At 61.3% G+C, this 26366-nt stretch carries 25 protein-coding genes; 13 read left to right on the top strand and 12 right to left on the bottom strand.

All coding sequences use genetic code 11. From position 1 onward, the window contains the following. Nucleotides 1-9: 9 nt before the first annotated feature. From HB676_RS25540 to HB676_RS25530, 3 genes are read right to left on the bottom strand one after another with little or no spacing between them, the layout of a single operon-like run. Nucleotides 10-1110 (bottom strand): DegT/DnrJ/EryC1/StrS family aminotransferase, encoded by a 1101-nt coding sequence (locus HB676_RS25540; RefSeq protein WP_213741228.1) that lies wholly within the window; start codon nt 1108-1110, stop codon nt 10-12. A gap of 1 nt (nt 1111) precedes the next feature. Next, nucleotides 1112-1579 (bottom strand): N-acetyltransferase, encoded by a 468-nt coding sequence (locus tag HB676_RS25535; RefSeq protein WP_213741227.1) that lies wholly within the window; start codon nt 1577-1579, stop codon nt 1112-1114. Next, nucleotides 1576-2637 carry a Gfo/Idh/MocA family oxidoreductase gene (locus tag HB676_RS25530; protein WP_213741226.1) on the bottom strand — a complete coding sequence of 354 codons (1062 nt, stop codon included), beginning with the start codon at nt 2635-2637 and terminating at the stop codon, nt 1576-1578. The genes HB676_RS25535 and HB676_RS25530 overlap by 4 nt, the downstream gene beginning before the upstream one ends. Before the next feature lie 296 nt (nt 2638-2933). Here HB676_RS25530 and HB676_RS25525 point away from each other — a divergent pair, with 296 nt between their 5' ends. Further along, nucleotides 2934-4280, top strand: a complete 1347-nt coding sequence (locus HB676_RS25525; protein WP_213741225.1) for a hypothetical protein — start codon at nt 2934-2936, stop codon at nt 4278-4280. Here HB676_RS25525 and HB676_RS25520 read toward each other — a convergent pair. The 6 genes from HB676_RS25520 to HB676_RS25495 form a co-directional block, all read right to left on the bottom strand. Beyond that, nucleotides 4246-5421 carry a glycosyltransferase gene (locus tag HB676_RS25520; protein WP_213741224.1) on the bottom strand — a complete coding sequence of 392 codons (1176 nt, stop codon included), beginning with the start codon at nt 5419-5421 and terminating at the stop codon, nt 4246-4248. The two genes, HB676_RS25525 and HB676_RS25520, sit on opposite strands and share 35 nt — an antisense overlap. After that, nucleotides 5418-6344 (bottom strand): NAD(P)-dependent oxidoreductase, encoded by a 927-nt coding sequence (locus HB676_RS25515; RefSeq protein WP_213741223.1) that lies wholly within the window; start codon nt 6342-6344, stop codon nt 5418-5420. Before HB676_RS25515 ends, HB676_RS25520 begins: the two co-directional genes overlap by 4 nt. 9 nt (nt 6345-6353) lie before the next feature. Then, nucleotides 6354-6983 (bottom strand): acyltransferase, encoded by a 630-nt coding sequence (locus HB676_RS25510; RefSeq protein WP_249780466.1) that lies wholly within the window; start codon nt 6981-6983, stop codon nt 6354-6356. A gap of 72 nt (nt 6984-7055) precedes the next feature. Then, nucleotides 7056-8144 carry a glycosyltransferase gene (locus tag HB676_RS25505; RefSeq protein WP_213741222.1) on the bottom strand — a complete coding sequence of 363 codons (1089 nt, stop codon included), beginning with the start codon at nt 8142-8144 and terminating at the stop codon, nt 7056-7058. A 3-nt stretch (nt 8145-8147) separates the two neighbouring features. Continuing rightward, the gene (gene asnB / locus HB676_RS25500; RefSeq protein WP_213741221.1) at nt 8148-9986 is read right to left on the bottom strand and encodes an asparagine synthase (glutamine-hydrolyzing); all 1839 of its coding nucleotides are present in this window, start codon (nt 9984-9986) and stop codon (nt 8148-8150) included. A gap of 2 nt (nt 9987-9988) precedes the next feature. After that, nucleotides 9989-11554 carry an oligosaccharide flippase family protein gene (locus HB676_RS25495; protein WP_213741220.1) on the bottom strand — a complete coding sequence of 522 codons (1566 nt, stop codon included), beginning with the start codon at nt 11552-11554 and terminating at the stop codon, nt 9989-9991. 286 nt (nt 11555-11840) lie between these two features. Here HB676_RS25495 and HB676_RS25490 point away from each other — a divergent pair, with 286 nt between their 5' ends. The 12 genes from HB676_RS25490 (at nt 11841) to HB676_RS25435 (ending at nt 23205) form a co-directional block, all read left to right on the top strand. Beyond that, nucleotides 11841-13292 carry a PfkB family carbohydrate kinase gene (locus tag HB676_RS25490; protein ID WP_213741219.1) on the top strand — a complete coding sequence of 484 codons (1452 nt, stop codon included), beginning with the start codon at nt 11841-11843 and terminating at the stop codon, nt 13290-13292. A 10-nt stretch (nt 13293-13302) separates the two neighbouring features. Beyond that, nucleotides 13303-14040, top strand: coding sequence for a sugar phosphate nucleotidyltransferase (locus HB676_RS25485; protein WP_213741218.1), 738 nt, complete (start codon nt 13303-13305; stop codon nt 14038-14040). A gap of 108 nt (nt 14041-14148) precedes the next feature. After that, nucleotides 14149-15087 carry an SDR family oxidoreductase gene (locus HB676_RS25480; RefSeq protein ID WP_213741217.1) on the top strand — a complete coding sequence of 313 codons (939 nt, stop codon included), beginning with the start codon at nt 14149-14151 and terminating at the stop codon, nt 15085-15087. Beyond that, a complete protein-coding gene (locus tag HB676_RS25475; protein WP_249780465.1) occupies nt 15084-15695 on the top strand; it encodes an SIS domain-containing protein in 612 nt (203 codons plus the stop codon). The genes HB676_RS25480 and HB676_RS25475 overlap by 4 nt, the downstream gene beginning before the upstream one ends. Before the next feature lie 13 nt (nt 15696-15708). Beyond that, a complete protein-coding gene (locus HB676_RS25470) occupies nt 15709-16707 on the top strand; it encodes a GDP-mannose 4,6-dehydratase (RefSeq protein ID WP_213741215.1) in 999 nt (332 codons plus the stop codon). Between the two features lie 43 nt (nt 16708-16750). Then, nucleotides 16751-17599 carry a transketolase gene (locus HB676_RS25465; RefSeq protein ID WP_213741214.1) on the top strand — a complete coding sequence of 283 codons (849 nt, stop codon included), beginning with the start codon at nt 16751-16753 and terminating at the stop codon, nt 17597-17599. After that, on the top strand, nt 17596-18519 hold the full coding sequence (locus tag HB676_RS25460) for a transketolase C-terminal domain-containing protein (RefSeq protein WP_213741213.1): 924 nt from the start codon (nt 17596-17598) through the stop codon (nt 18517-18519). Before HB676_RS25465 ends, HB676_RS25460 begins: the two co-directional genes overlap by 4 nt. Nucleotides 18520-18530: 11 nt before the next feature. Further along, nucleotides 18531-19580, top strand: a complete 1050-nt coding sequence (locus HB676_RS25455; protein WP_213741212.1) for a zinc-binding dehydrogenase — start codon at nt 18531-18533, stop codon at nt 19578-19580. A gap of 3 nt (nt 19581-19583) precedes the next feature. Beyond that, a complete protein-coding gene (locus HB676_RS25450) occupies nt 19584-20210 on the top strand; it encodes a hypothetical protein (protein ID WP_249780464.1) in 627 nt (208 codons plus the stop codon). Next, the gene (locus HB676_RS25445; protein ID WP_346347422.1) at nt 20203-21240 is read left to right on the top strand and encodes an aminoglycoside phosphotransferase family protein; all 1038 of its coding nucleotides are present in this window, start codon (nt 20203-20205) and stop codon (nt 21238-21240) included. The genes HB676_RS25450 and HB676_RS25445 overlap by 8 nt, the downstream gene beginning before the upstream one ends. Before the next feature lie 42 nt (nt 21241-21282). Continuing rightward, nucleotides 21283-21945 carry a methyltransferase domain-containing protein gene (locus HB676_RS25440; RefSeq protein ID WP_213741210.1) on the top strand — a complete coding sequence of 221 codons (663 nt, stop codon included), beginning with the start codon at nt 21283-21285 and terminating at the stop codon, nt 21943-21945. A gap of 84 nt (nt 21946-22029) precedes the next feature. Beyond that, on the top strand, nt 22030-23205 hold the full coding sequence (locus HB676_RS25435) for a glycosyltransferase family 2 protein (RefSeq protein ID WP_213741209.1): 1176 nt from the start codon (nt 22030-22032) through the stop codon (nt 23203-23205). Nucleotides 23206-23385: 180 nt separating this feature from the next. On the opposite strand, the gene HB676_RS25430 is transcribed toward HB676_RS25435, so the two are convergent. The 3 genes from HB676_RS25430 to HB676_RS25420 all read right to left on the bottom strand — a co-directional run bounded on the left by HB676_RS25430 (nt 23386) and on the right by HB676_RS25420 (nt 26310). Further along, entirely contained in the window at nt 23386-24066 is a 681-nt protein-coding gene (locus tag HB676_RS25430) for a class I SAM-dependent methyltransferase (RefSeq protein WP_213741208.1), read from the bottom strand. Between the two features lie 75 nt (nt 24067-24141). Then, entirely contained in the window at nt 24142-25407 is a 1266-nt protein-coding gene (locus HB676_RS25425; RefSeq protein ID WP_213741207.1) for a class I SAM-dependent methyltransferase, read from the bottom strand. A 12-nt stretch (nt 25408-25419) separates the two neighbouring features. Beyond that, nucleotides 25420-26310, bottom strand: coding sequence for a sugar nucleotide-binding protein (locus HB676_RS25420; RefSeq protein WP_213741206.1), 891 nt, complete (start codon nt 26308-26310; stop codon nt 25420-25422). Nucleotides 26311-26366 lie beyond the last annotated feature (56 nt).

Genomic DNA, 26366 nt, shown 5'->3' with positions numbered 1-26366 from the left:
CAAACGATCTTATCGAAATTTAATAATACGCTCCATCACCTCGTCCTGCTGCGCCCGCGTGATCTCCGCGAACAGCGGCAGCGACAGAATCCGGCTTTGATCGCGATGCGCGTTTGGAAATTGCTCGGGGCGCGCAGCAAGCCGGCGGTAGACTTCGAGGAACGGCAGCGCGATCGGATAATTGATCGCGGTCTGGACGCCATGGGCGTTCAGATGTGCCGCCAGCGCATCGCGGCGCGGATGCCGAAGCGTATAAAGATGATAGACATGCTTACGATCCGGGCCGACCTGGGGCACGACGACATCTTCGATCTGGCCCAAAGCCGCGTCGTAAATCTTCGCGGCATCCTGACGCGCGTTCGTCCACTCCCGCAGATGCGGCAGTTTCGCCGACAGGATCGCCGCCTGCATTCCGTCGAGCCGGCTGTTGATGCCCTCGATCCGGTGCTGATGTTTTGTCAATCCGCCGTGACGCGCCAGCATAGCCATACGCTCGGCTAATGCACTGTCGTTGGTGACAACCGCACCGGCATCGCCCATCGCGCCCAGATTCTTGCCAGGATAGAACGAATACGCCGCGGCGTTGCCGAACGTGCCGACCTGCTTTCCCTTGATGCGCGCCAGATGCGCCTGCGCGCAATCCTCGATCACCCACAATCCATGCTTGCGCGCGATCGCCATGATCGCGTCCATGTCGGCCGGCTGACCGTAGAGATGCACCGGGATGATGCCGGCCGTCTGCGGCGTAATCGCCGCCTCGATTGCGGCGGGATCGATCGTAAAGGTCGCGCCATCGGTATCGGCGAAAATCACATTCGCACCGGCATGCGTGATCATCGCCGATGTCGAGATCCACGAATGCGCGGATGTGATGACTTCGTCACCGGGCCGGACGTCGAGCGCAGCCATCGCCAGATACAACGCATCGGTGCCGCTGGCGCAGGAGACGCAATGCGCGATCTCAACGGCCTCAGCAAATTCCCGCTCAAAGGCTTCGACATAGGGACCGCGAATGAAGGCGTTGTCGCGGATCACGGCTGCTATGGCGTTGTCGATCTCGCTTTTGATGGTTCGGTATTGCAGTTGCAGATCAGAAAAAGGAACCGGCATCTCATTCCCGCGGCGAAAGAAGGCGCGCGGGATTGCCCGCATAGGTGCCGGGCGCGGTAATATCCTTCGTGACCACGGCCCCCGCGCCGATCACGACATCGTCGGCGATGCGCACCGGCAGGATGGTCGCGTTGGAGCCGATCGAGACGCGATTGCCGATCACGGTCTCGCGCCACAATTCCTTGCGTCCGCCGGCCGGGCCGCCTGAGGAAAACGTGTCGTTGATGAACATCACGCCATGGCCGATGAAACAATCCTCGCCGATCGTGACCAGTTCGCAGATAAAACTATGCGACTGCACACGGCTGCGCGCGCCGATCACGGCCCCCTTCTGGATTTCGGTGAACGGCCCGACAAAACAATCGTCACCGATGCTGCACTCGTAGAGGTTACAGGGCTCGACGATCTTGACGCGCGCACCGAATGCAACATCGCGCACACCACTCTGCAGCACCTCCGGCCGGTTCACGACGCCACTCCGAGCCGGCTCAAGCGTGGCACGAAGCGAAGCGGCACTTCCTGGCCGGTCTCGATGGATTCATAAAGCGCCGAGATCAGTTCAAGGCTCTTGCGTCCTTCCAGTCCGTCCACCAAGGCGGCGCTCTGGCTGGTCAGGCAATCGATCACGTGGCGGTAATAGGCCTGATGGCCGAAACCATAGACGTCAGGCGGATTGACCGAGAATTTCTCGATCACGTCCTTGTCGGATGCGCGTTCGTCGGCAAAACGCCAATGCCTGATCGCGTTCATTGCGAACCCGGCAATTTCGACCGTGCCTTTTTCACCCAATATCGAGAGCGAACCTTCGAGATCGGTCGGGCGCGTCGCGGTAGTCGCCTCGATGATGCCCAGCGCGCCGTTGCGAAATTTCAGCGTCGCCACCGCAGTGTCTTCGGTTTCGATGTTGGCCAGCGCCGTGATGGCGCGGGCATGAACGCTGACAACGTCGCCGAAAAACCACTCCAGCATATCGATGTGATGACTGGCCTGGTTGGTCAGCACGCCGCCATCCTGGGCCCAGGTGCCGCGCCATTCGTCCTGATCATAGTAAGCCTGATCCCGGCACCACCGCACCCGCACCGTGCCGAGGATCAATTTCCCGAAACGGCCCGCGTCCAACGCCTCGCGCGCTTTGACGACAGGCACGTTGAACCGGTTTTGCTTGACGATGAACAGCTTGACGCCGGCGTCATCGCAGGCGCGGATCATGTCGTCGGCATCCTTCAGCCGCAGCGCCATCGGCTTTTCGACCACGACATGCTTTCCCGCTTTGGCGCAGGCGATCACATGCGCGGGATGCATGCCGCTCGGCGTCAGCACCGCGACCGCGTCGATATCCTCGCGCGCCAGGAATTCATTGATGTCGTAACTGGCGGGAACACCGAATCTGGAGGCAATCGCATCGGCGCGCGCGCGAACGGGATCGCAAACCGTAGCCAGACCGGCTCCGTCGATATGACCGCCGCCCAGCAATTCGGAATGACGCTTTGCGATGCGTCCACATCCGAGCAGGCCAAATCTGATCATCCAAGTTCCTTTGTGGCGGTCGTGGCCCTGAGGGAAATGTTTAGAAACCTTGGGCTCAGGCCCAGTATAGTCCAACGTTGGATATTAACGAAATCGTTGAACGGGCTTCGTAGGGTGGGCAAAGGCGCATAGCGCCGTGCCCACCATCTTTCCTTCGATACGGCAAACGCTGACGTGAGACCGGTGGTGGGCACGCTTCGCTTTGCCCACCCTACGGCACCTACACGGCCCCTCCACACTTGCGGGCCGCGCACCGATTGCGTTATCTCGGCGCATGAGGGGCACAGCAACCTGACATGACCGACGATCGTCGCGACCGCATCAGGCTCGGCGCGCTGATCGGCGTTCACATGATCGCGTGTTGCCTGTCGCTGGTGGCTGTGGCCTATCACCGAATTTCCGATGACCTTAAACTCGACAAGTTCGATCTCAAACCCGACAAGTTTCACATCTATTTCGATCCATCCCGATGGTATGTCGCCGTTGCCGTGGTGGTGGTCTTTGCCGTCGTCGCGCTGCTCCTCGTGCGCGCCAATTTCAGCTTCGGTTACTTTGTCGGTTTTTACTTTTTCACGATGGTGCTTGGTTATCTCTGGCTGAATTGTTTTTCGGGCCGGAACTATGATCATTGGATCGGCGCGCTGTCCGCGGTCGCCTCGGCCATCGTGTTTCTGCTGCCCGCTCTGTTCATCACGTCGCCGCTGCGCCAGATCCATGCGCTGACGGCAAAATCATTCGACCGGCTGCTGACGTGCCTTTTGGTACTGGGCATCGCGACCGTCGCCATCGGCGCGGTCTACCATTTCAAGCTGGTTCGCCTGGAAGACATGAACGACCACCGCGCCCAACTCGATACCCCCATTGGGGTGAATTATCTGCTCGCGATGGTCTCGACTGCCTTGTTGCCGTTCGCATTCGCCGGCTTTGTCGTTACCAAAGCACACCGGCGCGCGGCGGTTGTTCTGGTTCTGCTGCTGTTGTTTTATCCGGTGACGATCAACAAGACCGCGCTGCTGACACCGCTCTGGCTTGTTGGCATGCTGGTGCTGTCACGGGTTTTCGAAGCCAGGGTCGCCGTCATCGTGTCGCTGCTGGCGCCGGTTGTTATCGGATTGGTGATGTTCGCCCTGTTCGGGAAGCTCGCGGCTCCCTATTTCGACACCGTCAATTTCCGGATGATCGCGGTCCCCTCGGTCGCGCTCGACGTCTACAATGATTTCTTTTCCAGGCACGATCTCACTTATTTCTGCCAGATATCGTTTTTGAAGCCGCTCATGCACTGCCCGTATCAAGAGCAACTGGCTGTCGTGCTGAAGAAAGAATACGACCTCGGCAATTTCAATGCCTCATTGTTCGCGACCGAAGGCATCGCCTCGCTCGGAACATGGTTCGCACCTGCCGCCGCTTTTGTGGGCGGGCTCGTCATCGCGCTGGGCAATCGCCTGTCCGCGGGCCTGCCGCCGGCTTTCATCCTGATCTCCGGCGCGATGCTGCCGCAAACTCTGCTCAACGTGCCGCTGACGACCACCCTGCTGACGCACGGCGCGGCGCTGCTGTTTATGTTGTGGTACATCACGCCCCGCGACATTTTCGAGCGGGACGGCGCCTCTACCGCCGCGATGAACGCATCGTGTTCTGAATGACGCGCGCGAAATCGACCGCGAAAGACGCCACGCGCGCATCGAGATCAGGCCGGAGATCGCGGACAGCGGGCGATCCCGCCGCCTGCCAGACATCGCCGAGATGCCTGGCCAACGCCTGCGGATCGTCGACACCGAAATAGCGGGCGGTGCCGCCGGTCTGTTCGCGGTGCACATCGATATCGGAGAGGATCGCCGGTACGCCAAACGATTTGGCTTCCTCGACTGTGGTGCTCCAGCCCTCGAACCGCGATGGATTGATCAGCGCTATCGAAGCCCGCAACAACGCATAGACATGATCCAGCGGGATCATGCCGAGATAGCGAAAATTCGTTTCAAGGCCGCGGTTTTTGACCTGCTTCATCAGATCGTCGAAATAGCCGGATTCGCGCGAATCGTCCGGACTGCCGGAGACGGCGACGACGACATCGAGGCCGCGCTGTCTGGCGAGATCGAGCGCATCGACCACGACCTGATGGTTTTTGTGCCGCCAGAACTGGTTCGGCAGATAGAAATATCCTGATGGCAAGCCGTATTGCGCCAGCACGTCGTCGATATCAGTCGTCAGCAACCCGGCCGCGGGCTGCGCGGCGAAGCGGACCACCGAGACCTCGTTGCGGAGATTTGGATAAAACTCCCGGCAGTCGCGCAGCGCACTTTCGCTGCTCAACAAAATACTCCGCCCCGATGCAATCTGGGCCCGAAAGCCGATATCCCGGCGCCACCGCGCGGCGGGAGAAAACAGTTGCGGCAATCCGCGATGCTGAAAATCCGGAAACCACGCCACCGCCGGAAAGGGCAATCGCCAGCCGAAGAACCGCGCGGCCTCGAAAACGAGATCGATACGTTTGGCCTGAAACTCGGTCACCGCCGGCCGATCGAGCCCAAGCGTCAGGGCGGCCAAGAGACTGGTTCGACGCCGATCGAACGCGCGCGACCGCACAATCTCAACGCCCGGAATTTCGCCGAGTTCCGCAAGTTCCTCCGGATCGTCATTCGTCCCTGCGAAGACAACCGGCAGAATTTCGCCGGGGCAATGCCGGTTCAGCGCCACAAAAAGATTGCTTTGATAGTTGTATCCGCCGACCCAAAGGCGACGCGGAATATTGGTGAACGCGACACGCAGCGGAGCACGATCAATCACGAACGCGCGCCTTTGAACCACTTCACATAGTCTGCAATTCCGCGCTCGAGCGGTATCTGCCAGTTGAACGGCAATCGCCGCAGCAGCGTGTCGTCCGCCAGCAGGCTCGGAGGATCTCCCGGCCTGACAATGCCGGAATAACGCAGCGCGACGTCAGCGCCCCAATTCCGAACAAGCATGCTGGCAATTTCCGCGACGCTGGTTCCGCGGCCTGAGCCGCCATTGACGATGCGAAACTTTTGCGGCTGCGGCAGGTCAGCGATTGCACTCAGCAGGCGCGCAATGTCCCGCACATCGGTCCAGTCGCGGATTTCGGCGCCGGTGCCGCCAAGAACCAGTGTCTGTCCATCCTGTTGCAATTGTGAACAGACGTCCCACAGCAATTGTTTACGAAGCTCAGGTCCGTAAACCGAGAACAATCGCGCGACCAGCGTGCGCATGCCAAAAGTCTCTGCATAGCTTTGGCACAATTGCTCCATCATCAACTTGTGCCGGCCATATGGCGACATTGGGGCTGGCGTGGCACCTTCGGAAATCGGCCCGTGATGATCGGCGCCGTAGACCGCCGCACTCGACACAGCGATGATTAGACTTTCCGGCGAGGTCCCGCGCAGCCACTCCAGCAGCCGCGCCGTGCTGGCAACGTTGCGGGAAAAATCTTCAAGGGGGTGCGCGATCGATAATCCGACCGATGAGCCGCCGGCCAGATGAAACACCTTCGACGGCAATCCGTGCACGGCAAGCGCGTTCAGACTGGCGGCGTCGATCTCGCCATTCAGCCAGGTCCGCAGGCCAACGCATTGCTTTTCGGATTCGCTGAGCGCGCCATGACCGATACCATGAACGACGTGACCCGCATCCGCCAATGCACGGGCCAGATAACGGCCCATGAAGCCGCCGGCACCGGTGATCCACACCGTCATGGCATTGCCCTAACGCTCATCGGGCGACAGCTCCCTGACGCGTACAGCCGGATTGCCTGCGACGATCGAATAGGATGGTACATCGCTGGTCACGATAGCGCCTGCGGCAACGATGCCACCCTCGCCCACCGTGACGCCGCGTAAAATCATCGCGCCGGCGCCGATCCAGGCGTCATCGCAAATCTTGACCGGTTTCTCATCGAGGGAAATGTCGCGCGGGTGACCACTGGTGAAGATCTGCTTTGCCTGTTCGTGCCGCTCCGACGCCTTGAGCGGATGGGTCAGATTGTCGAATATGTTGACACCGTGGGAAATCAGAACCCTGTTACCGATCTCGATCGAACCTGCCGACCAGATGCGCGTACCTACGCCGACATAACACCATTCGCCAATCGAAATCCGCCCGCCATGCGCGAAGATCATCAATTCGCCCCTGATGTGCGAATGCCGTCCGATGACAATGTTGTTACTGTCGCCCAGCGCATTGCGGATTCGCGCGGAGTGACTGAGGAAAGCGCCTTCCTGCAAACGGCAGGTTGCCCGGCCGATCAGCCGCTGGATCCAGAAATGCAAATTGATGCCGTCGATTGCATGCGAGCCATAGCGCACGAGTGCACTTAATCCTGACATCTCGTCCATTCCTTCCGCCCTGCGGATCGAACAACGGTCATTCCCGCAATTTCCGGTCCCCGGCAAGATCGGCAGAAATCTTTAGAAACTTGCCGCGAGTTTTTTGAAGCGAGCCCACTGGCTTTCCTTGGCGTATAATTCACCGATCCGGCGCCGTCCGTTGTCGGCGATCTCTCTGGCGCACGCCGTATCGGAAAGGCACTGCCTGATCCGGGCGAGGCAATGTTCGCCCGTCTCATATGTCACGATGGTTTCATCGGGGACCATCCCCTCGGGATAATTGCCAGCATCGGATACAAGCAACGCGCCGCAACCCATGGCCTCGAAGCAACGCATGTTTCCCCGGTCATGACCAGCCATATCGATCGCACCGTTGAGCACGATCTTCGATTGCCCGATCAGTTCATAGAGTTGCCGTCCAAAAACCGGAGGCTTGGCAACGGCTGTAATCACGCCGGGGCGGCGGTGCTTGCGCAGCGGCAACAGGCGGCCGACCGGACTTTCCGCCAGCAGCGTCAGCCGCGAAGCATCGAGGCAAAAAACCACCTGCGAGGTATCCGCGAGGCGCGCGACCTGCTCGAGAATTTTCGCGCGCGCGGAGTGATGCCGGGAATAGCCGCCGACAAAAAGCACGTCGATTGGCCGATCGCCGTGGCCAACATCGTTCATCACGGGATCGATTGCCGGAAAAAACAATTCGGCGCGGCAGCCTTTGTGGCGCCAGGACTCCAGGATCGAGGGGAAATTCCCCAGCACCGCGCCATAGGCCGTCAGGTCCGCACGTCCCGAGGGCGCCGCGCGCCAGCATAGCGTGGTCCTGATACATCCGGGCAAGCGGCGAACAAAGGCGCTCGGGAAACGCACGGGATCGAGATTGTAAAACACTTCGGTCCGATGATGCTCGATCTGCTGCAGCATGATGTCATCGAGCGACGTGGCGTCGGGCAATCCGTTTTCTCGCGCCCATTGGCGCTGCAACGTGTCGTCATTGCCGCAGGTGAGGAACGCATCGGCATCGCCCTCAAGTACCGGCTGCAGGATGTGAAGCGCGCCAAAACGATCATCGAGGAAAAGGCGCCGGCGCTGCCCGAAGCCCGAAGCTGTGGCCGCGAGCCGATCGAGATGCGCCAGATAGGATGGCGTGAGCCCGCAGTTCTGAAAAAGACGCATGCCTCAGGCGACCTTTGCCATCATCCATTTCATGTTCAGATACGGCCAGATTCGTCCGACCGATTCCCAGTCCCATGTCCGTGACGCCGTCAGCCGCTCGATTGTCTGGCGCAGGCTGGTCTCGTCGACCAGTTCGGAGAAGGCCGGTACTTTGCGATCGAGCAGCGCGGCGGTCCAGCCGGCCAGCGGTCCATTCAGCCACTCAGGCATCGGCGAATTAAATCCCACTTTATGACGCTCCATGCGGATCGATTCCGGCATCCGGCCCGCCATCGCGCGCCGCGCAATCATCTTGGAGTAACCGTCGGAAGCTTTGCTGTGATCCGGCAGCGCCATCGTATAGGTCACCAGGCGCCAATCCATGAACGGCATCCGCACTTCGATACCATGGGCCATCGAGAGGCGATCGAAATTCCGCAGGATGGTCGGCAACACAGTGCCATGAAACATCCGGTAGAGGCGCCGGTTCAGTGCGCCCCAATCGGACGGCAACGCATCGTCGTCACCCACCAGCGCGAATGGCGCAGGCGTATCGCGCAAGCCCCCGCGCAGGAAATAATGTCCGCGGCGCCGGACCATGAAAGCGCGCAACAAATCGACCCCGCGCCGGCCGCGCGCTGAATTCGAAGAAAGTCCGGCGAGAATATTTCTCAGCCAGAAAGCGCCGGACTGGCCGTCCTGCCGATAGGCCCCCATCAACTCATCCGCGCCATGGCCGTCGAGCGACACCACGACATTCTGGCGGCGAAGCTCCTGATAGACCAGCCAGACCACGCTGGGCAGACTGATATAGACGTCATCGGTGTCGCCGAGAATCCGCTCGATGTCCGTCAAAGCGTGGTTCTGGCCAATTTCCAGGAACGCCGGATCGACATTGGCCCATGCGGCCGCTTGCTCCGCCATCGGGCGTTCGTCGTTCGAGGCACCTGGAAATGTCGCGACAAAGGCGTGCCGCCAGGACGTGTTGTCGCGCGGCCCAAGCCCCGCTTTTTCGTGCGCGGCCATGGTGCAAAGCACGGCGGATGAATCGAACCCACCCGACAGGCATGTCCCGATCGACACATCGCTGCGCATCCTCAGGGCAACCGCATCCGCAAACAATTCATGGAAGCGTTCGATGCGCCCGGCTTCCGTCTTCGGCAGTTCGGGCAGATGATCGACCGTGCGCCACCAGCGCTCGATCGTCAGCCGTCCATCGCGCAGCCACAGGTAATGCCCGCCTTGCAGGCGGAGCACCTCCCTGCAAAGCGTGCGTTCGCTGCCTTCGACGCTGAACGCGTCAAGCAACAGCCGCCGCGCGACTTCGAGATCCACCGACGTCGCGATCAGTCCGCTCTGCACCAGGGCGCGCTGTTCCGACGCGAACACCAAACGATCCGGTGACATCGCATAGAGAAGCGGTTTGATGCCGAAGCGATCCCGCGCCAGGAACAACGCCTCGCTCGCGGTATCGAAGATCGCCAGCGCCCACATGCCGTTGAAGCGCGACAGCATGCCCTGCTGCCAGGTCTGCCACGCCGCAAGAATGACTTCCGTGTCGGATTGCGTGCGAAACACATGCCCTTGCGCTTCGAGTTCGCGGCGCAGCTCCAGAAAATTATAGATTTCGCCGTTGTAAGTGATCACGTATCGCCCGTCGGCCGACACCATCGGCTGCCGGCCACCCGGACCGGGATCGATGATCGCCAGCCGGCGGTGACCGAGCGCGACATTTCGATTGGCGTTGAACCAATGACCATCGCCGTCGGGCCCGCGATGCGCCTGCAGATCCGTCAAACCTTTGATCTCGGCCGGCTCTATCGGCTTGCCGCGAAAATTGACGATACCCGCAATGCCGCACATGATCAGACGCTCGCCCGCAGCAGGAAACGGCCGGCGATCAAGCGCAGATCGCGCCAGCAGGTTTCACCATAGGGTCCCATGCAGGAGACGGCGACGATAACGGCAAAGATGATTGCAGCCGCCGCGCCATAGGAGACGCCGACAAACCACCAGCGCGGGGCATGGTCGAACAACCGGTCGGCAACGAAATAACGCAACCCGATCGCGGTCGCGATGCCCGTTCCCAGCGGCTGCAGGACCAGGTGAAACAGCCGCGACCACAGATGCGGCAGCTCAAAACTGCGTCGGAGCAGGATCGTGGTGACGGCGATCTGCGTGATCATGCCGAGCAGGACGCCCCACCCCGCCGCCCGCCATCCGAAATGAGTGAGCGCAACGGTGCTCGAGGCCAGCGTCACCAGCGCCGTGATCAGCGTGATCAGCGCGGTGGCGCGAGACCGGCCATTGGCCAGCAGATAATAGGCGAATACATTTGACGCGCATCCCAGCATGCCCGCGACCGCCAGTATGACCAGCAACGCTTGCGCCTCGGTGGCGACTTCCCTTCCCGTCCAGGCATACAGCACGGCGCCGGCCACAGGGATCAACGCGCCGAGGAATGTCGCCGCCAGAACATTGAGCACCCAGGACGAGCGAAACAACAGGTCCGCTACTCGCGTGCTGGATTCCCTTTGCAGCGAACTGAAGAACGGAAACAGCGTTTCGCCGATCCTCAGGATGCCGACATAGATCGCAGTCTCCAACCGCTGGGCAATGGTGTAATAGCCGACGAATTGCGGGGCGAGAAATACGCCCAGCAGATACCGGTCTGCCTGTCCCGCGATCAGGCCGCCGGATTGCGCGACGAACTGCCAGCCGCCCATATCGAGCAGACCTCTGAGAGGACCGCGATGCAGCGCGGGACGGGCCATCCACTCCCCGATCGTCCGCCAGGCAAGGATGACCGCCATCAGCAGTCCCGCCGCAAAGCCCAATGCCTGACAGCCGAGATAGGTCGAGGCTTGCGGCCAGAGCGGTATCAGCACCAGCATCGATGCTGTCGAAACAATCACCGTGACGACACTGATGGAGGCAAGCCGCGCATAATTCTGGCGCGCGGTAAACAGCGCAAAAAACACCATCGAGAGGCACTGGCACAACCATCCGGCCGCGCCGAACACAAAGGCTCGCGCCAGATCGTCGACCACCTCGCCGTTAAGATGAAAGATACGGTGCGCAACCGGCGAACCGAGCAGCGCAATCATGGCGGCGATCGGTACACCGCCCGCGCCCGCCAGCCACAACGCCGCGGCAAAGACGCGGCGCGCTTCTTCGCGCTCGCCCGGCGCCAGCCGGTAGGCCAATTCACGCGTCGTCGACGATGCCAAAGCGTTGGTGAAGGCCAGCGCCGGCGCGATGCACGCCGTCACCAGACCGGCAACGCCGAACACGCTCGCTCCCAGCCGAAACAGCACGAACGGCAGAACGAGGAAATTCAATCCCACCGTGACCAGAAAGGCACTGGCGTTCCACGCCGAGTTTCCCAACAGATGAGTGTTGCGATGAGAGTTGTCTTGCGGCGCGGCCATGTCAGCGATCAAACCGTCTTGTTGTCCGACCGGGGCGGATCGCGATCGAGGCCAAGTAGCGTTCTGGTAACCGAAGCGGGGCTACCAGCCCGGCGGAAGGATGTCGATGGCCGGCGCAAGCCCGGCGCATGCTTTCTGTGGTTCCCTTCGGCGCGTCCATTGCCTATATGTCCCTTGACCCAATCCACCGTTGATTGCACCGTCATTTGAACTTGATCGTTCGTCGGGGACCCCTTTGAATAACCACCCTACTACGCGCAAATCTGCGGATTCTCGCGAAATCAGAATGGCTTGCGGCGATACCAAAACCATCGCTTTTATTTCCGGCAACTTTAACGTCGTTCATCCCGGGCATCTGCGACTGCTGAAATTCGCAACCGAGCAGGCCGATGTGGTGGTCGTCGGCGTCAACGCCGACAATGTCCCCGGCGTGACGCTTCCGCTGGATGTGCGCGTTGAAAACGTGCGGTCGATCAGCATGGTCAATCATGTGGTCGGCCTTGACGTGCCGGCGGCCACATTCATCGAAGAATTGAAGCCGAACGTCGTGGTCAAGGGCAAGGAGTTCGAGACCCGTGCCAATCCGGAACAGGCCGCGGTGGCGTCCTATGGCGGCCGGCTGATCTTCAGTTCCGGCGAGCTGCGCTTTGCGTCGACGTCGCTATTGGAGCGGGAATATTCCGTCGACCTGGTCGCGGTCCGCAAGCCGGTGGATTTTCTGGAGCGCCACGGCTTCAGCTTCGCGGACCTGAAATCCACTCTCGCAAAAATGGCGGGGATGCGGGTATTGGTAATCGGCGACCTGATCATTGACGATTACGTCACCTGTGACGCGGTCGGCATGTCGCAGGAAGATCCGACCATCGTCGTGACACCGATTCTGACGAGAACGTTTGTCGGCGGAGCCGGCGGCGTCGCGGCGCATGCGCGCGGTCTCGGCGCCGAGGTGCAATATTGCACCATCGTCGGAGAAGACGAATTCGCAAAATACGCACTCGATTCGCTTGAGGCGCAGGGCGTGCGCTGTGATTTCTTCGCCGACAGCACCCGGCCGACCACCCGGAAGCAGCGCTTCAGGGCTCTGAACAAAACCCTGTTGCGGGTCAATCATCTGCGTCACCACCCCGCAAACCCGGACGTTCAGCGCCGGATGCTGGCGGCGGTCGAAGCCGCTTTGCCCAAATGCGATCTGATTTTGTTTTCGTGTTTCAACTACGGCTGCCTGCCGCAGGATCTCGTCGACACGATCACCGCCAAGGCGCGCGCGGCCGGCGTGATGCTGGCCGCCGACAGCCAGGCCTCGTCGCAGATCGGCGACGTCTCCCGCTACAAGAACATGTCGCTGCTGTCCCCGACCGAACGCGAGGCCCGTCTGGCCCTGAACGATTTCGAATCCGGGCTGGCGGCGGTCGGTGAGAACCTCATCAACAAAGCCCGCGCCGAAAACGTGCTGATCACGCTCGGCGCCGAAGGCATGCTGATCAACACTTGGCGCGACGGCACCATGCGTACCGACCGCTTGCCGGCCTTCAATCCCTCGCCCAAGGATGTCTCGGGCGCCGGCGACAGTGTCTTCATGAGTTGCAGCATGGCGCTGCGCGTCGGGGCCGATATCTGGCAAAGCGCCTATCTGGGCGGACTGGCGGCGGCGCTGCAGGTTTCGCGGCTCGGAAACATACCTTTGACGGTTGCCGATATCGTCGCCGAAATCGACGAGACCGGGTTCAGTCACGACTGAGGGGATGACGGTGCGCGTATTGCTTCTCGCCGCCGGTGTCGGCAGCCGTTTGATGCCGTATACGGCGACGACCCCGAAATGCCTGATCGAAATCAATGGCCGGCCGCTGCTGGACTATTGGCTGGAGCTGTTGTTCGACGCCGGGGTGGAGCGGGTATTGATCAATACCCATTACCTCGCGGAGCAAGTGAACGCCCATGTCAAAGCGTCGCGCTGGGCGTCGAAGATCGACCTGGTGTACGAGGCCGAATTGCTCGGAACCGGCGGCACCGTGCTCGCCAACCGGGACTGGTTTCAAGGCCAACCCTTCGTGCTGGCCCATGCCGACAATCTGACCGATTTCGACATTGCCGGGCTGATCGCGGCCCATCAGGGACGTCCGCCCGGCCATCTGATGACAATGCTGGCTTTTCGGACCGACGACCCCCAATCCTGCGGGATTCTCGAGCTCGACGAGCGCCAAACCGTGATGGCGTTCCACGAGAAGGTTGCGAATCCGCCGGGGAACCTCGCCAACGGCGCGGTGTACGTTTTCGAGCCCGAGATCATCGATATTATCGCGGCCCGGGGAACCCCGGTGGTGGACCTCTCCACCGAGATCATTCCGGGCTTCGTCGAACGAATTTTATCTGTAGAAACAAACGGTTACCATCGCGATATCGGCAATCCCGAGGCTCTGCGCCGGGCCCGTGCCGAATTCGGTCAGCGGCCAGGGTCCGGATCGGCCCACACAAGGCATTCGGTTTGAGATTGTTCTTGGCGTCCGCCTCTGGCATCACCCTGTCTGGCGGGCGCCCCGGATTCTGTAATCGACCAAATTCAGCCCCGGGCGCGACGAGACAATGGATTCTATCACATGAAAATCTTTCTGACCGGCGCGTGCGGCTACAAGGGCAGCGTCCTCGTTCCGAAGCTGCTCAAGGCAGGCCATCAGGTCGTCGCGTTCGACATCATGTGGTTCGGGAATTTCCTTGAACCGCATCCCGATCTGACCGTCGTCCAGGGCGACGTGCGCAACCCGGACCAGATCGATCTGACCGGCGTCGATGCAATCATCCATCTCTCCAGCGTGGCCAACGACCCCTGCGGCGATCTCGATCCCAAACTGACCTGGGAGATCAGCTGCCTCGCCACCATGCAGCTCGCCGACCGCGCCAAGCGCCACGGCATCAAGCGATTCATTTACGCCTCGTCGGGCAGCGTCTACGGCATCAAGGACGAGGAACAGGTCACCGAAGACCTCGAACTCCTGCCGATCTCCGAATACAACAAGACCAAGATGTGCGGCGAGCGGATCGTGCTGTCCTACAGCGACGACATGGTGGTGCAGATCGTGCGGCCCGCGACGGTCTGCGGATTTTCACCGCGGCAGCGGCTGGATGTGTCCGTTAACATGCTGACGATGCAGGCGCTGATGAATGGCCGCATTACGGTATTCGGCGGCGACCAGACCCGTCCCAATATTCACATCGACGACATCACCGATCTCTATCTGTTCCTGCTCGACCACCCCGAGCACACCGGTGTCTATAATGCGGGCTTCGAGAACATCTCGATTCTCGACATCGCCAATATGGTCGCCAAGCACGTCAAGGCGGACATCGTGGTCACCCCGTCGAACGACCCGCGCAGCTACCGCATCAATTCCGACCGGCTGCTGGCAACCGGCTTCCGGCCGAAAAAGACCGTCGAGGATGCCATCAAGGAAATCATCGGCATGTACTCGCAAGGCCAGCTCAAGGATGAAGATCGCTGGTACAATCTCAAATGGATGGAAAGGGATGTAGTGAAATGAACCCGCGCGCATTCTCAACCCCGGCCCGCCTGTTTGGCGATTATTCAAGCCGTCTGAACACGCTGTTGGCGGGCTTCGACTGGGCTCCGGTCGAGCGTCTGGCCTATGAACTGCTCGACTGCTGGCAGACCGGCCGGCAGGTTTTCTTTGCCGGCAATGGCGGCAGCGGCGGCAACGCCAATCACCTCGCCAATGATTATCTCTATGCGCTGTCGAAGACCCCGGGCTCGGGAATGCGCGTGCATTCGCTGACCGCCAACCCGTCCGTGATCACCTGCCTCGCCAATGACGAAGGCTACGATCAGGTGTTTTCGCTGCAACTGGCCGTGCTGGCGCAGAAAGGCGACGTCCTCATCGTGCTGTCGGGTTCGGGCAACTCGCCGAACATCGTCAAGGCGCTCGAGGAGGGCAAGAAGATCGGCATGATCAGCTACGCGATGCTGGGTTATTCCGGCGGCAAGTCCAAGGCGCTCGCCGACGTACCGATCCATTTCGCCATTGACGACATGCAGATTTCCGAAGACGCCCAGACCATCGTCGGCCATATGCTGATGCAGTGGCTGTACGCGCAGCGCGGCGACGTCGCCGCGGCGAAGAACAAGGGCTGAAGAACGGATCATTATGGCGGCGCACGAAAAGTACCTCATTCTCGGATCGAACTCGTTTTCGGGCGCGACCTTTGCCGACTTTCTGGCGGCGCAGGGCCATGACGTCATGGCGACCAGCCGCTCGGAGGAAGCCCATCAGGCTTTCCTGCCCTACAAATGGCAGGACCGTCCGGGAAAAGTCCGCTTCAAGCCGATCGACCTCAACCACGACCTTGAGGCGCTCAAGGGCCTGCTGGCGAGCGAGCGTCCGACCCATGTCGTGAACTTCGCGGCGCAGAGCATGGTCGGCGAAAGCTGGCTGTATCCCGATCACTGGATGATGACCAACGTCGTCTCCAATGTGCGGCTGCATGAAATGCTGCGCAATTACGACGGGCTGGAACGCTACGTTCACGTCACCACGCCCGAGGTCTACGGCTCGACCGAAGGCTGGGTGAAGGAAGACACGCCGTTCAATCCCTCGACGCCCTATGCAGTGTCGCGTGCCGCCTCTGACATGAGTCTGCGGACGTATTTTGCGAACTATCAGTTTCCGGTGGTTTTCACCCGCGCCGCCAATGTCTACGGGCCCGGCCAGCAGCTTTATCGCATCATTCCGCGAACCATCGTCGCGGCGATGGGCGGTCAGAAACTGCGGCTCGACGGCGGCGGCAAATCGATCCGCGTCTTCATTCACATGACCGACGTATCGGATGCGACATTGAAGGTTGCCCGCACCGGCATTCCCGGCGACACCTATCACATCTCCGGCTATGAGCTGGTTTCGATCCGCACGCTGGTCGAAATGATCCTCAAGCGCCTCGGCAAATCATTCGACGATTGCGTCGAGATCGGGCCGGAGCGGCCAGGCAAGGACACCGCCTACACGCTGGACAGTCTTAAATTGCGTACTGAACTCGGCTGGCGGGATACGGTGTCGTTGGAACAAGGCATTGACGACGTCATTCGCTGGGCCGAACGGTTCAGCGGCGATCTGGCAAAACTGCCCGCGAAATATAACCACAAGCCCTGACGACCAGGCGCTCTGCTTTGGAGCGCGCGATTGGGAGACCACGATGAACGTTGCAGTCCGCAAAGCCGCGACACAAGTTGACGCCGGCGCGTTGAAACAGCGCGCAGCGCAGTTGCGCGGCAAGATCATCGACATGTCGCATGCGGCGCAAGCGGCGCATCTGGCCTCGTCGCTGTCCTGCGCCGATGTGCTCACGGCCGCCTATTGGCATGTGCTCAACATCAATCCGGAACAGCCGAAAGATCCGCTGCGCGATCGCTTCATCCTGTCCAAGGGCCATGCTGCCGCGGCGCTCTATGCGGTGCTGGCGATGAAGGGCTATTTCCCGATCGCGGAACTCGAGACCTACTGCCAGGACGGCGGCCGGCTCGCCGAGCATCCGCCGGCGAATCTTCTCCCGGGTGTCGAAGCCGCCACCGGTTCGCTCGGGCACGGTCTGCCGCTCGGCCTCGGCATGGCGCTGTCAGGCCGGATCAAGGGCGAGGCGTTCCGGGTATTCGCGCTGTTGTCCGACGGCGAGAACAACGAGGGCTCGGTCTGGGAAGCCGCGATGTTCGGCGCCGCGCAGAAGCTCGAAAATGTCTGCGTCATCATCGACTACAACAAGTGGCAGGCCACCGCGCGCTCCAACGAAACGCTGATGCTGGCGCCGCTGCGCGAGAAGTGGGCGGCGTTCGGCTGGGACGCCCACGAGATCGACGGCCATGACGTCGGCGCCCTTGCCGAAGCCATGCAGAACATCCCCAACGGCTCCGGCAAGCCGGTGGCGCTGATCGCCCATACCGTCAAGGGCAAGGGCGTGTCCTTCATGGAGGATGACAATAACTGGCATTATCGCGCGCCGACGGCTGAAGAAGTCGTCAAGTCGCACAAGGAGCTCGGTCTGACATGAGAAACGCGTTCGCAGACGAACTGACCAAGCTCGGCGACCAGGATTCCCGCATCGTCATGCTGTCCGGCGACATCGGCAATCGCCTGTTCGATAAATTCAAGGCCAAGCATCCGGCCCGCTTCTTCAATTGCGGCGTGGCGGAAGCCAACATGATGGGCGTCGCCGCGGGCATGGCGATGAACGGCCTGCGCCCGGTCGCCTACACCATCACGCCGTTCGTCACCACGCGCTGCCTTGAGCAGATCCGCACCGACGTATGCTATCACGAAGCGCCCGTGACCATTGTCGCGGTCGGCGCCGGCCTCGCCTATTCGGGTCTCGGCCCGACGCATCACGCCTGCGAGGACATCTCGTTCCTGCGCTCGATCCCGAACATGGTGGTGATCGCGCCGGGCGATGCGTTCGAAGTGCGGGCCGCTTTGCAGGCTTCGATGAAGCAGGATCGCCCGGTCTATATCCGCATGGGCAAAAAGGGCGAGCCGGTCGTGCATAAGGGGCCCATCGCGGACTTCGCGATCGGCAAGGCCATCACCATCACCGAGGGCAAGGATGTCTGCCTGCTCTCCACCGGCAATATGCTGCCGGAAGTGATCGAGGCCGCCCACAAGCTCGGTGAGAAGGGCATCTCGGCGCAGGTCGTGAGCTTCCACACCGTCAAGCCGCTCGACGAGGCCTATCTCAAACAGGCGTTCGGCAAATTCAAACTCGTCGCGACCATCGAAGAGCATTCGCTGATCGGCGGGTTCGGCGCCGCGGTGTCGGAATGGCTGAGCGATTCCAAGACCCCGAACCAGAACTTCATCCGCTTCGGCACGCCTGATGCGTTCTTCAAGAAATCCGGCGAGCAGGAATATGCCCGCGAGATGCTTGGACTGAGCGCCCATCAGATCGCCGACAAGATCATCCTCGCTTTGCACTGAGACCTGAAAAAATGAAAACCCAAGCTGCCCTCCTCGTCCAGACGGGCTCTCCCCTGGTCGTGGCCGAGATCGAAATCCCCGTGCTCAAGCCCGGCCAGGTGCTGGTCGAGATCACCTATTCCGGCGCCTGCGGAACCCAGGTCATGGAATGGCGCGGCGACAAGGGCGAGGACAAGTGGGTGCCGCATTGCCTCGGCCATGAGGGAACCGGCGTCGTGCTCGAGACCGGCAACGCGGTCACCAAAGTAAAGCGCGACGACAAGGTGGTGCTGTCCTGGATCAAGGGCAGCGGCATCGAGGCCGGCGGCGCGGTCTATGAATGGGAAGGCAAGAAGGTCAATGCCGGTGGCGTCACCACCTTCCAGCGCCACGCCGTGGTCAGCGAAAACCGCCTGACCCTGCTGCCCGGCCATTTGGCGATGGACGTCGCGGTGCTGCTCGGCTGTGCCGCGCCCACGGGCATGGGCGCGGTCTACAACGTGCTCAAAGTGCAGCCGGGCGACGCCATTGCCGTGTTCGGCACCGGCGGCATCGGCCTCAATGCCCTGATGGCGGCGTCATTGGCGGGCGCCATGCCGGTGATCGGCATCGATCCCAATCCGACCCGCCGGGCGCTGGCCAAGCTTTACGGCGCGACCCATGTGATCGATCCCACGAGTGCCGACGTCATTGCAGAGATCAAGAAGATCGTGCCGCAGGGCGTCGATCTCGCGGTGGAATCCTCCGGGATGCCCACCGTGATGGATCAGGCCGTCAACGCGACCCGCCAGCAGGGCGGCCGCGCCGTGGTGATCGGCAACGCCAAGCAAGGCGCCATGCTTTCGATCAATCCCGGCGTTTTCAATCAGGGCAAGAGCCTGCTCGGCACCTGGGGCGGCGACAGCGTTCCCGACCGCGACTATGGCCGCTTCGCGCGCCTGTTGGGCTCCGAACGGTTCCCGGTGCGGGACCTCCTGTCGAAGCCGTATTCGCTCGATGAGGCCGATCAGGCGCTGCAGGATCTGGCGGCGGGCAAGGTCGGGCGGCCGCTGATCGACATGTCGCTGCGCCGATCCGGCTAGATCATGCGCATCGGCATCGACTTCGACAACACGATCGCCTGCTACGACGGCGTGTTCCATGCCGCTGCGCTCGAACGAGGCTTGATCCCGCCGCATCTCGGCCGCGACAAGAACAGCGTCCGCGACCATCTCAACGGTTCCGGCCGCAAGGACGATTTCACCGAGCTGCAAGGCTATGTCTACGGCGCGCGGATGGAACTGGTCTCGCCCTATCCGGGCTTTGCGGAGTTCGTCGCGGCGGCCCGCAAGGCCAACCACGAGCTCTTCATCGTCAGCCACAAGACCAGGCATCCCATGCTGGGCCCGAAGCACGACATGCACGCCGCGGCACGCGGATTTCTCGCCGCGCGCGATCTCGTCGGCGACGGCGCATCGCAGATCGATCCGGCCAAGGTGTTCTTTGAGCTGACCAAGGAAGAAAAAGTCGCTCGCGCGGCCGCGCTTCAATGCGAGGTCTTTGTCGACGACCTCCCTGAAATCCTGGCAATGCCGGGCTTTCCCGATGGCATGCGCCGCATCCTGTTCGATCCCGAAAACCAGTTTGCAGGCAAGCAGGCGTCCGGTGTCCACCGCAGTTCCTCGTGGACTGGTATTTGGGCTGACATTACGGCGGATATCGCCCGTGGCTGATCTCGCCTCCCCGGCCGATCAGAAACTGCTGGCGCTGGCCAACCGCCTCGTCGGCAGCGCCGGCCGGGGCCGCGCGACCACGCTCGGCCGCCTCGACGGCGGCAAGAACAATCAGGTCTACCGGGTCGCGACCGACGCCGGAGAAGACGTGGTCCTGAAGAGCTATTTCAGCGATCCGCGCGACCCGCGCGACCGCCTCGCGGCCGAATGGGGGTTCCTGAAGCACACATGGTCCCGCGGCGTGCGCGTGGTCCCCGAGCCGCTGGCCAGCGACGAGGCCGCACGGGCGGGGCTCTATGGCTTCGTGCCAGGGCGGAAACTGCTCGCCAGCGAACTGAAGCCGCAGCATATCGATGCCGCAATCGATTTTGTCTTGGCGGTCAATGCGGCTCCCCGTACGCCACAGGCGCTGGCGCCGGCCTCCGAGGCCTGTTTCAGCCTCGCCGATCACATCGCCACGGTGGAGCGCCGCGTCGCCCGTCTGGCCACCCTCGATCCAGAGGCGCCGCATGTGCAGCAGGCGCAACGCCTGGTCGACGAGGTGCTGCTGCCGAAATGGAACGCAGTGAAGGCGCGTCTCCTCAGCGATGCGCAGGATTCCGGGCTCAAGATCGACCGCCCGCTACTTCCCGAAGAATGCTGCCTGTCACCATCCGATTTCGGGTTTCACAACGCGCTGGCCGACGAGACCGGCCGCGTGATCTTTCTCGATTTTGAGTATGCCGGCCGTGACGATCCGGCCAAGCTGGTGTCGGACTTCTTCTGCCAGCCCGAAATTCCGGTATCCCTGAACTACCACGCGGGCTTCCTGACGCGTCTGGCCGACGGACTGGAACTGGACGAGGCCGGCCGCGCGCGGTGTCGTATTCTGCTCGATGCCTATCGCGTCAAATGGAGCTGCATCATTCTCAACGATTTCCTGCCGGTCGGCGCCGCGCGCCGGTCTTTCGCCGACGCCGGCGCATGGGATATTCGTTGCCAGAACCAGATCAGGAAAGCCGAAGCCAAGATCGGCGAGATTATCGTCTAGAACAGGTCCAAAAGACCTAACAAGCGACCTCAAGGAGTTAAGATGGCATACCGGGACTTCGTCAGCCTCGTTCACAAATCGACCAAGCGCGATTACGTCGCGCGCGTCACCCAGCGCGACAAGGCCGATGTCGCCGAAATGGCGATCAAGTTCGACTATGATTATTGGGACGGCAGCCGCGAGACCGGCTATGGCGGCTACAAATATGACGGCCGCTGGCGCAAGGTCGCTGACGCGATGGTCGCTACCTATGGCATCAAGCCGGGCATGCGGATCCTCGATGTCGGTTCCGGCAAGGGCTTCCTGCTGCACGATTTCCTTGAGAGCGTGCCGGGCGTGGAGGTTTCAGGGATCGATATCTCCGCCTACGCCATCGAACACACCATGGAGGACGTCAAACCGTTCTGCCAGGTCGGCTCGGCCGCCAAGCTGCCCTACCCCGACAAGCATTTCGATCTGATCGTCTCGATCAATACGCTTCATAATCTCTACAATTACGATCTGCATGCGGCGCTGGGCGAAATCGAACGCGTCAGCCGCGGCGGCAAATATCTCTGCGTCGAGGCCTATCGCAACGAGCGCGAAAAGGTGAACCTGATGTACTGGCAGCTCACCTGCCGCGCATTCCATACACCGGAAGAATGGGATTTCGTTTTCAAGCAGGCCGGTTATACCGGTGACCACGAATTTATCGTTTTCGAGTAACGATCGGCGATTTCAGTCCGAATGCATCGGCCATACCGGCCGAGCATTCGGACGTGGGATCGCGGACAGTCCCGGTGAATGAAGATGTCCGACGGTAACGCAGCAACTCCGGGCGAACGACCGCCCCGGGACGAACTGCTCACCGTCGTCATTCCCCATTACAATCAGCGCGACTTTCTCCCCCGTGCGGTCGCGAGCGTCCTGCACAGCGAGAACTGCGATCCCGAGATCATCATCGTCGATGACGGCTCGACCGATGGCAGCGAGCCGGTGCTGGCGGCGCTGGAGGCTGCGAGCCCGCGGATCAAGATTATTCGCCATGAGGTTAATCAGGGCGTCGCCGCGGCGCTCAATACAGGCCTCGCGGCTGCACGGGGCCGCTATGTTACGTTTCCCGGCGCCGACGACCTGGTGCTGCCAAATCTCTACGGGCCGCTGCTGGCGGCGCTGGGCAACCATCCGCAGGCAGGCCTCGCCTGCAGCCAGCTCGCGATCGTCGGCAGCGACGGCGCCATTCGCGGCGTGCGGCCGATCACGCCGCCCTCGTTCCGCACCGAATATCTCGATCCGAAAACCATCTGTCGGCGCATCAAGAAGACCGACCACTGGATATCCGGCACCACCGGCATTTTCCGCACGGACCTGTTGCGCGCCGCCGGCGGCTTCGATGTCACGCTCGGCGTGTTCTGCGATGTGATCGTCGGCAGGATCGTCGCATTCCAGAACGGGTTTGTGTACGTGCCGGGCATCCGCGCCATATTCCGGGTCGCCGCCACCACGCTGTCCGGCGCGACGCTGCTGGATCGGGAGAAGAACACCCGCCAACTCGCCGTCGCGCATGACCGGCTGGCTAATTCGATCGTGGGGCAGACTGCGCCTGATTATCCGGACCGGTTTGTCCGGCGATTACGATTCAGCGCGGCCCGGCTGCAACTGGTGTGGCATGGCAAAAACGCCGACCCCGCCGTCATTGCCGCGGTCGCCGGCGGCAATGATTCCGATGTCAGGGCATTGACCGCCATACGCCAGACCACGGGCTTTGGAAAAGCGGGAAGAATTCTTGCCATGGGCTGGCTGGCGCTTCGGCTCTGGCCGTTCTCGCCGCTGCATCTGGCGGTGCATTTGCTGCGAAACCGGATCGTGCTCGATCGCAACCGTGACGACGTCACCGGCTGGATGCATCGGATGGACGAAGCCGGCAAAGCGATGACTGCCGCGGCCAGAGCGAACGACAAACCCGCCGATATCGCCGGGCGTTGAGCACGAGCAAGGGAACCTGCCCGACTGCATGTGGAAATAGCTCCATCCTTCGAGACGCATCGCTTTGCGATGCTCCTCAGGATGAGGTCCGTACGAGGATCTCAGGTCATCATGGTGAGGAGCGCGACTTCGCGCGTCTCGAACCATGAACCAATGGATACGGTCGACGATGCGACCAACTTAAGACCGCTTTCCCGCACCGATGGCGAACACGTAATTGGCCATCTTGTGGAAGCCGGTATGCACCACTTCGTCGTTCATGCTGAAGATGAAGACGTTGTGGAAGAACTCCGCCATCAGCTTCTTCAGGTCGGGCGCCGATTTGCAATTGATGTGCCCGAGCTTCGACTGGACCGAAGCATAAGGCTGGCTCTCCAGTGACGGCAGTCCGATGATCGCGGCGCCGTTGACGTCGAGCGGCTCGAACGCATTCTTGAGGAACAATTTCTCTTTCGCCGGCTCGATATGCTCCAGCACGTCGAGCGAATAGACCGCGTCGAAATTGCCGGCGACGGGACCGTCGAGCATGTCATGCACACGCGCATCGAATTGCCAGCGCGGCAACATCCGCTTGTTCACATCCTCGATGAACACCGGATCGAAGTCGATCGCCGTGAGCTTGCCGACCTCGGCCTGAACAATGCGGGTTCCGAACGCGTCACCGCATCCGACTTCCAGCACATGGTTGCGGCCGGACAGCATCTTCGAAACGAACTTGTAGCGCGACAGCCGGAACACGATGTGCTTCGGATCCTGGTACCAGCTCTCGCTGCCGCGAAGACCGAGGGTCTCATATCCCCGTTCCTGGGCGGCCTCGACGATGACCTGGTACTGGGCTTCTTTTGTTTTCGGCGTATCCATCACGTAATGCCTTTCCACGGCCTCATATCGATCGCGGCCTGGCCGCTCGGAACTTGGTCGCTCAAATCTTGTCGCTCAGAACTTGACGTCCCCGTTTTTCCCGACGATCCGCGTCTGCGGACAGAGAACAACGAGGTGACCGCCCTTGTCCAAATATTCCTGATTGGTTTCGATGATCTTTTGCGAATGTACCCACGCCAGGATCACCGTGTAATCGGGCATTCTCTTGCATAGTTCCGCGGTCGGAACCACCGGGATGCCATCGCCGGTCTCATACTTGCCGACCTTTTGCGGATGGTCGTCGACAATGAACTCGATCGCGCCGGCAAGCCCGAGCTGCGCAATCAGGGTCGGGCCGCTGCGCGCGGCGCCATAGCCTGCGATCGTCGCGCCCTGCTTCTTCCAGGTCTCGACCAGACCGATCGTGCGATCCCGCAATTGCTTCACCTTGGCGTCGAAGTCACGCAAGGTCTGCAACTTGTCGAGCTTGCGGTCGGCTTCCAGCGCAAGCAACTGCTTCACGGAGTCTTCGACCGGACGTTTCCCGCCCTTGAGCTGCACCGCGCCGATCAGCGAGCCGTGCTGGATGCGGGCGCGCTCGACCGAGATCAGTTCCAGCCCGTGCCGATCGAGGAAATCGATCAGCGGCTTTACCGAGTGATGGCTCATATGTTCGTGGAAGATGGTCGCGATCAGCACGCCGTCGATAATATCCAGCAGGTATTGCGCTTCGAAGAAGAACAACCCATCCGGCGCCAGCATCAGGCGCACGCAATCCACCATCTCGCCGAGATTGTCGGCATGCGCGAACACGTTGAAAGCGCAGATCACCTGCGCCGGTCCGTGCTCGCCATGGATCTGCTTGGCCAGATCGAGACTCATCAGCGACGGAATGGTCGGGATGCCGGACTCGTTGGCCTTCTTCGCGACCTCGGTGGCCGGATCGATGCCGAGCACGCGGAACCCGGCCTGCTTGAACGGCTTGAGCAGCGAGCCGTCATTGCTGCCGATATCGACAATGAGCGAACCCGCGGGCGGATTGCTCTTCTTGATGATCTTGTCGGACACCTGCAGGAAGTGTTCCGGCATGCCCTTGGCGTCACCCGAGTAGTACGTATAGGAATCCCAGAGATCCTTGGGATCGATCACGTCCAGATGCTGGACGTGTCCGCAATCGCCGCACATGTAGACATCGACGGGATAACGCGGCGCATTCGCCGCTACCTGGCGATCGGTTGAATAATTCTCCGACAGCGGAATCGGCTGCAGGCTGACGACGCGCTCGACGTTTTTTGAGCCGCACAACCGGCAAGTGTCGCGATGAGAAACTGTCGCTGGCATCTCGGTTTTCCCTCAGTCTCTCAGGTCTGCAATCAGATCGTCGACGAGACGATCGAGCGGTTGCGGTTCAATCCCGGTCAGCTCAGTGGTTCTGGTCATGCCGAGGCCACTGAAACGCGGCTTGAACGCGATGTGTATGCCTTTTTCGACAGAAGTGGTCGGATGGATCAGGTCGTTGCTGACACCGAGCCGCGCCGCCAGGGCCTGGGCGAATTCGATGTAGCTGACATTGGCGGCGCCGGACAGATGAAGATTGCCGGAGACCCGTTTCTCGCCGATCGTGGCGAGCGCATTGCCGACGAACTTCACCGAAATGGGCGCGAAGATCAAATCGGCGAACGGCTGGATCGGCTGGTTTTTCTTCCACGCCGCGATCCAGGCCGGAACCGGCGAGACGCCTGCATTCATGATCTTGGTCAGGCGCACGATGTTCAGCCGGTCCAACGCGCCGAGCTTTGCAGCGGCATCGAGCACGACCTTCTCGCCATCGGACTTCTGCTGCGCATAGGCGATGCCCGGCGCGTGCGCGCCATCCTCATGCGGCCATGGCTGTTCGCCGCCGAATACCGAATTGGTGGAAACGAACGTCACGAACAGGCCCTGTTCGAGCAGCGATGCCACCGCGCGCGGGATCAGTTCGACATTGATGACCTTGGCGAGCGGGTCGGTTTCACAACGATCGTAATTGGTCGCCGCCGCGATCAGGAAGGCGTAGCCGGCCTCGGCCGGCGCCCGGAATGGCTGCTCGCTTTCGAAATCGAGATAGACCCGTTTGGGATCGAGCGTGTCGCGCCGGCGCGTGCTCGCGAACGTCCGATGGCCGCGCTGCTCGAGCGCGGCGACCACGCCGCCGCCGACCAGGCTGTCGCCGCCCACCACCAGATACGCTGATTTATCCGTCATTCCCTGAGGAATCCTATCGAGGAAGCGCAGATGCGAACCATGCGGGCACTCGCCTT

The organism is Bradyrhizobium sp. dw_411 (genome assembly GCF_018449695.1).
In the GTDB taxonomy this organism is placed as follows: Bacteria; Pseudomonadota; Alphaproteobacteria; order Rhizobiales; family Xanthobacteraceae; genus Bradyrhizobium.
This window is presented reverse-complemented; position numbering and strand designations above follow the sequence as displayed.

Coding starts and splice junctions, on each gene's coding strand:
- HB676_RS25540 (WP_213741228.1), bottom strand. CDS start 1,110: ATGCCGGTTCCTTTTTCTGATCTGCAACTGCAATACCGAACCATCAAA.
- HB676_RS25530 (WP_213741226.1), bottom strand. CDS start 2,637: ATGATCAGATTTGGCCTGCTCGGATGTGGACGCATCGCAAAGCGTCAT.
- HB676_RS25525 (WP_213741225.1), top strand. CDS start 2,934: ATGACCGACGATCGTCGCGACCGCATCAGGCTCGGCGCGCTGATCGGC.
- HB676_RS25515 (WP_213741223.1), bottom strand. CDS start 6,344: ATGACGGTGTGGATCACCGGTGCCGGCGGCTTCATGGGCCGTTATCTG.
- HB676_RS25510 (WP_249780466.1), bottom strand. CDS start 6,983: ATGGACGAGATGTCAGGATTAAGTGCACTCGTGCGCTATGGCTCGCAT.
- HB676_RS25505 (WP_213741222.1), bottom strand. CDS start 8,144: ATGCGTCTTTTTCAGAACTGCGGGCTCACGCCATCCTATCTGGCGCAT.
- asnB (WP_213741221.1), bottom strand. CDS start 9,986: ATGTGCGGCATTGCGGGTATCGTCAATTTTCGCGGCAAGCCGATAGAG.
- HB676_RS25495 (WP_213741220.1), bottom strand. CDS start 11,554: ATGGCCGCGCCGCAAGACAACTCTCATCGCAACACTCATCTGTTGGGA.
- HB676_RS25490 (WP_213741219.1), top strand. CDS start 11,841: ATGGCTTGCGGCGATACCAAAACCATCGCTTTTATTTCCGGCAACTTT.
- HB676_RS25480 (WP_213741217.1), top strand. CDS start 14,149: ATGAAAATCTTTCTGACCGGCGCGTGCGGCTACAAGGGCAGCGTCCTC.
- HB676_RS25475 (WP_249780465.1), top strand. CDS start 15,084: ATGAACCCGCGCGCATTCTCAACCCCGGCCCGCCTGTTTGGCGATTAT.
- HB676_RS25470 (WP_213741215.1), top strand. CDS start 15,709: ATGGCGGCGCACGAAAAGTACCTCATTCTCGGATCGAACTCGTTTTCG.
- HB676_RS25465 (WP_213741214.1), top strand. CDS start 16,751: ATGAACGTTGCAGTCCGCAAAGCCGCGACACAAGTTGACGCCGGCGCG.
- HB676_RS25460 (WP_213741213.1), top strand. CDS start 17,596: ATGAGAAACGCGTTCGCAGACGAACTGACCAAGCTCGGCGACCAGGAT.
- HB676_RS25455 (WP_213741212.1), top strand. CDS start 18,531: ATGAAAACCCAAGCTGCCCTCCTCGTCCAGACGGGCTCTCCCCTGGTC.
- HB676_RS25450 (WP_249780464.1), top strand. CDS start 19,584: ATGCGCATCGGCATCGACTTCGACAACACGATCGCCTGCTACGACGGC.
- HB676_RS25440 (WP_213741210.1), top strand. CDS start 21,283: ATGGCATACCGGGACTTCGTCAGCCTCGTTCACAAATCGACCAAGCGC.
- HB676_RS25435 (WP_213741209.1), top strand. CDS start 22,030: ATGTCCGACGGTAACGCAGCAACTCCGGGCGAACGACCGCCCCGGGAC.
- HB676_RS25430 (WP_213741208.1), bottom strand. CDS start 24,066: ATGGATACGCCGAAAACAAAAGAAGCCCAGTACCAGGTCATCGTCGAG.
- HB676_RS25425 (WP_213741207.1), bottom strand. CDS start 25,407: ATGCCAGCGACAGTTTCTCATCGCGACACTTGCCGGTTGTGCGGCTCA.
- HB676_RS25420 (WP_213741206.1), bottom strand. CDS start 26,310: ATGACGGATAAATCAGCGTATCTGGTGGTGGGCGGCGACAGCCTGGTC.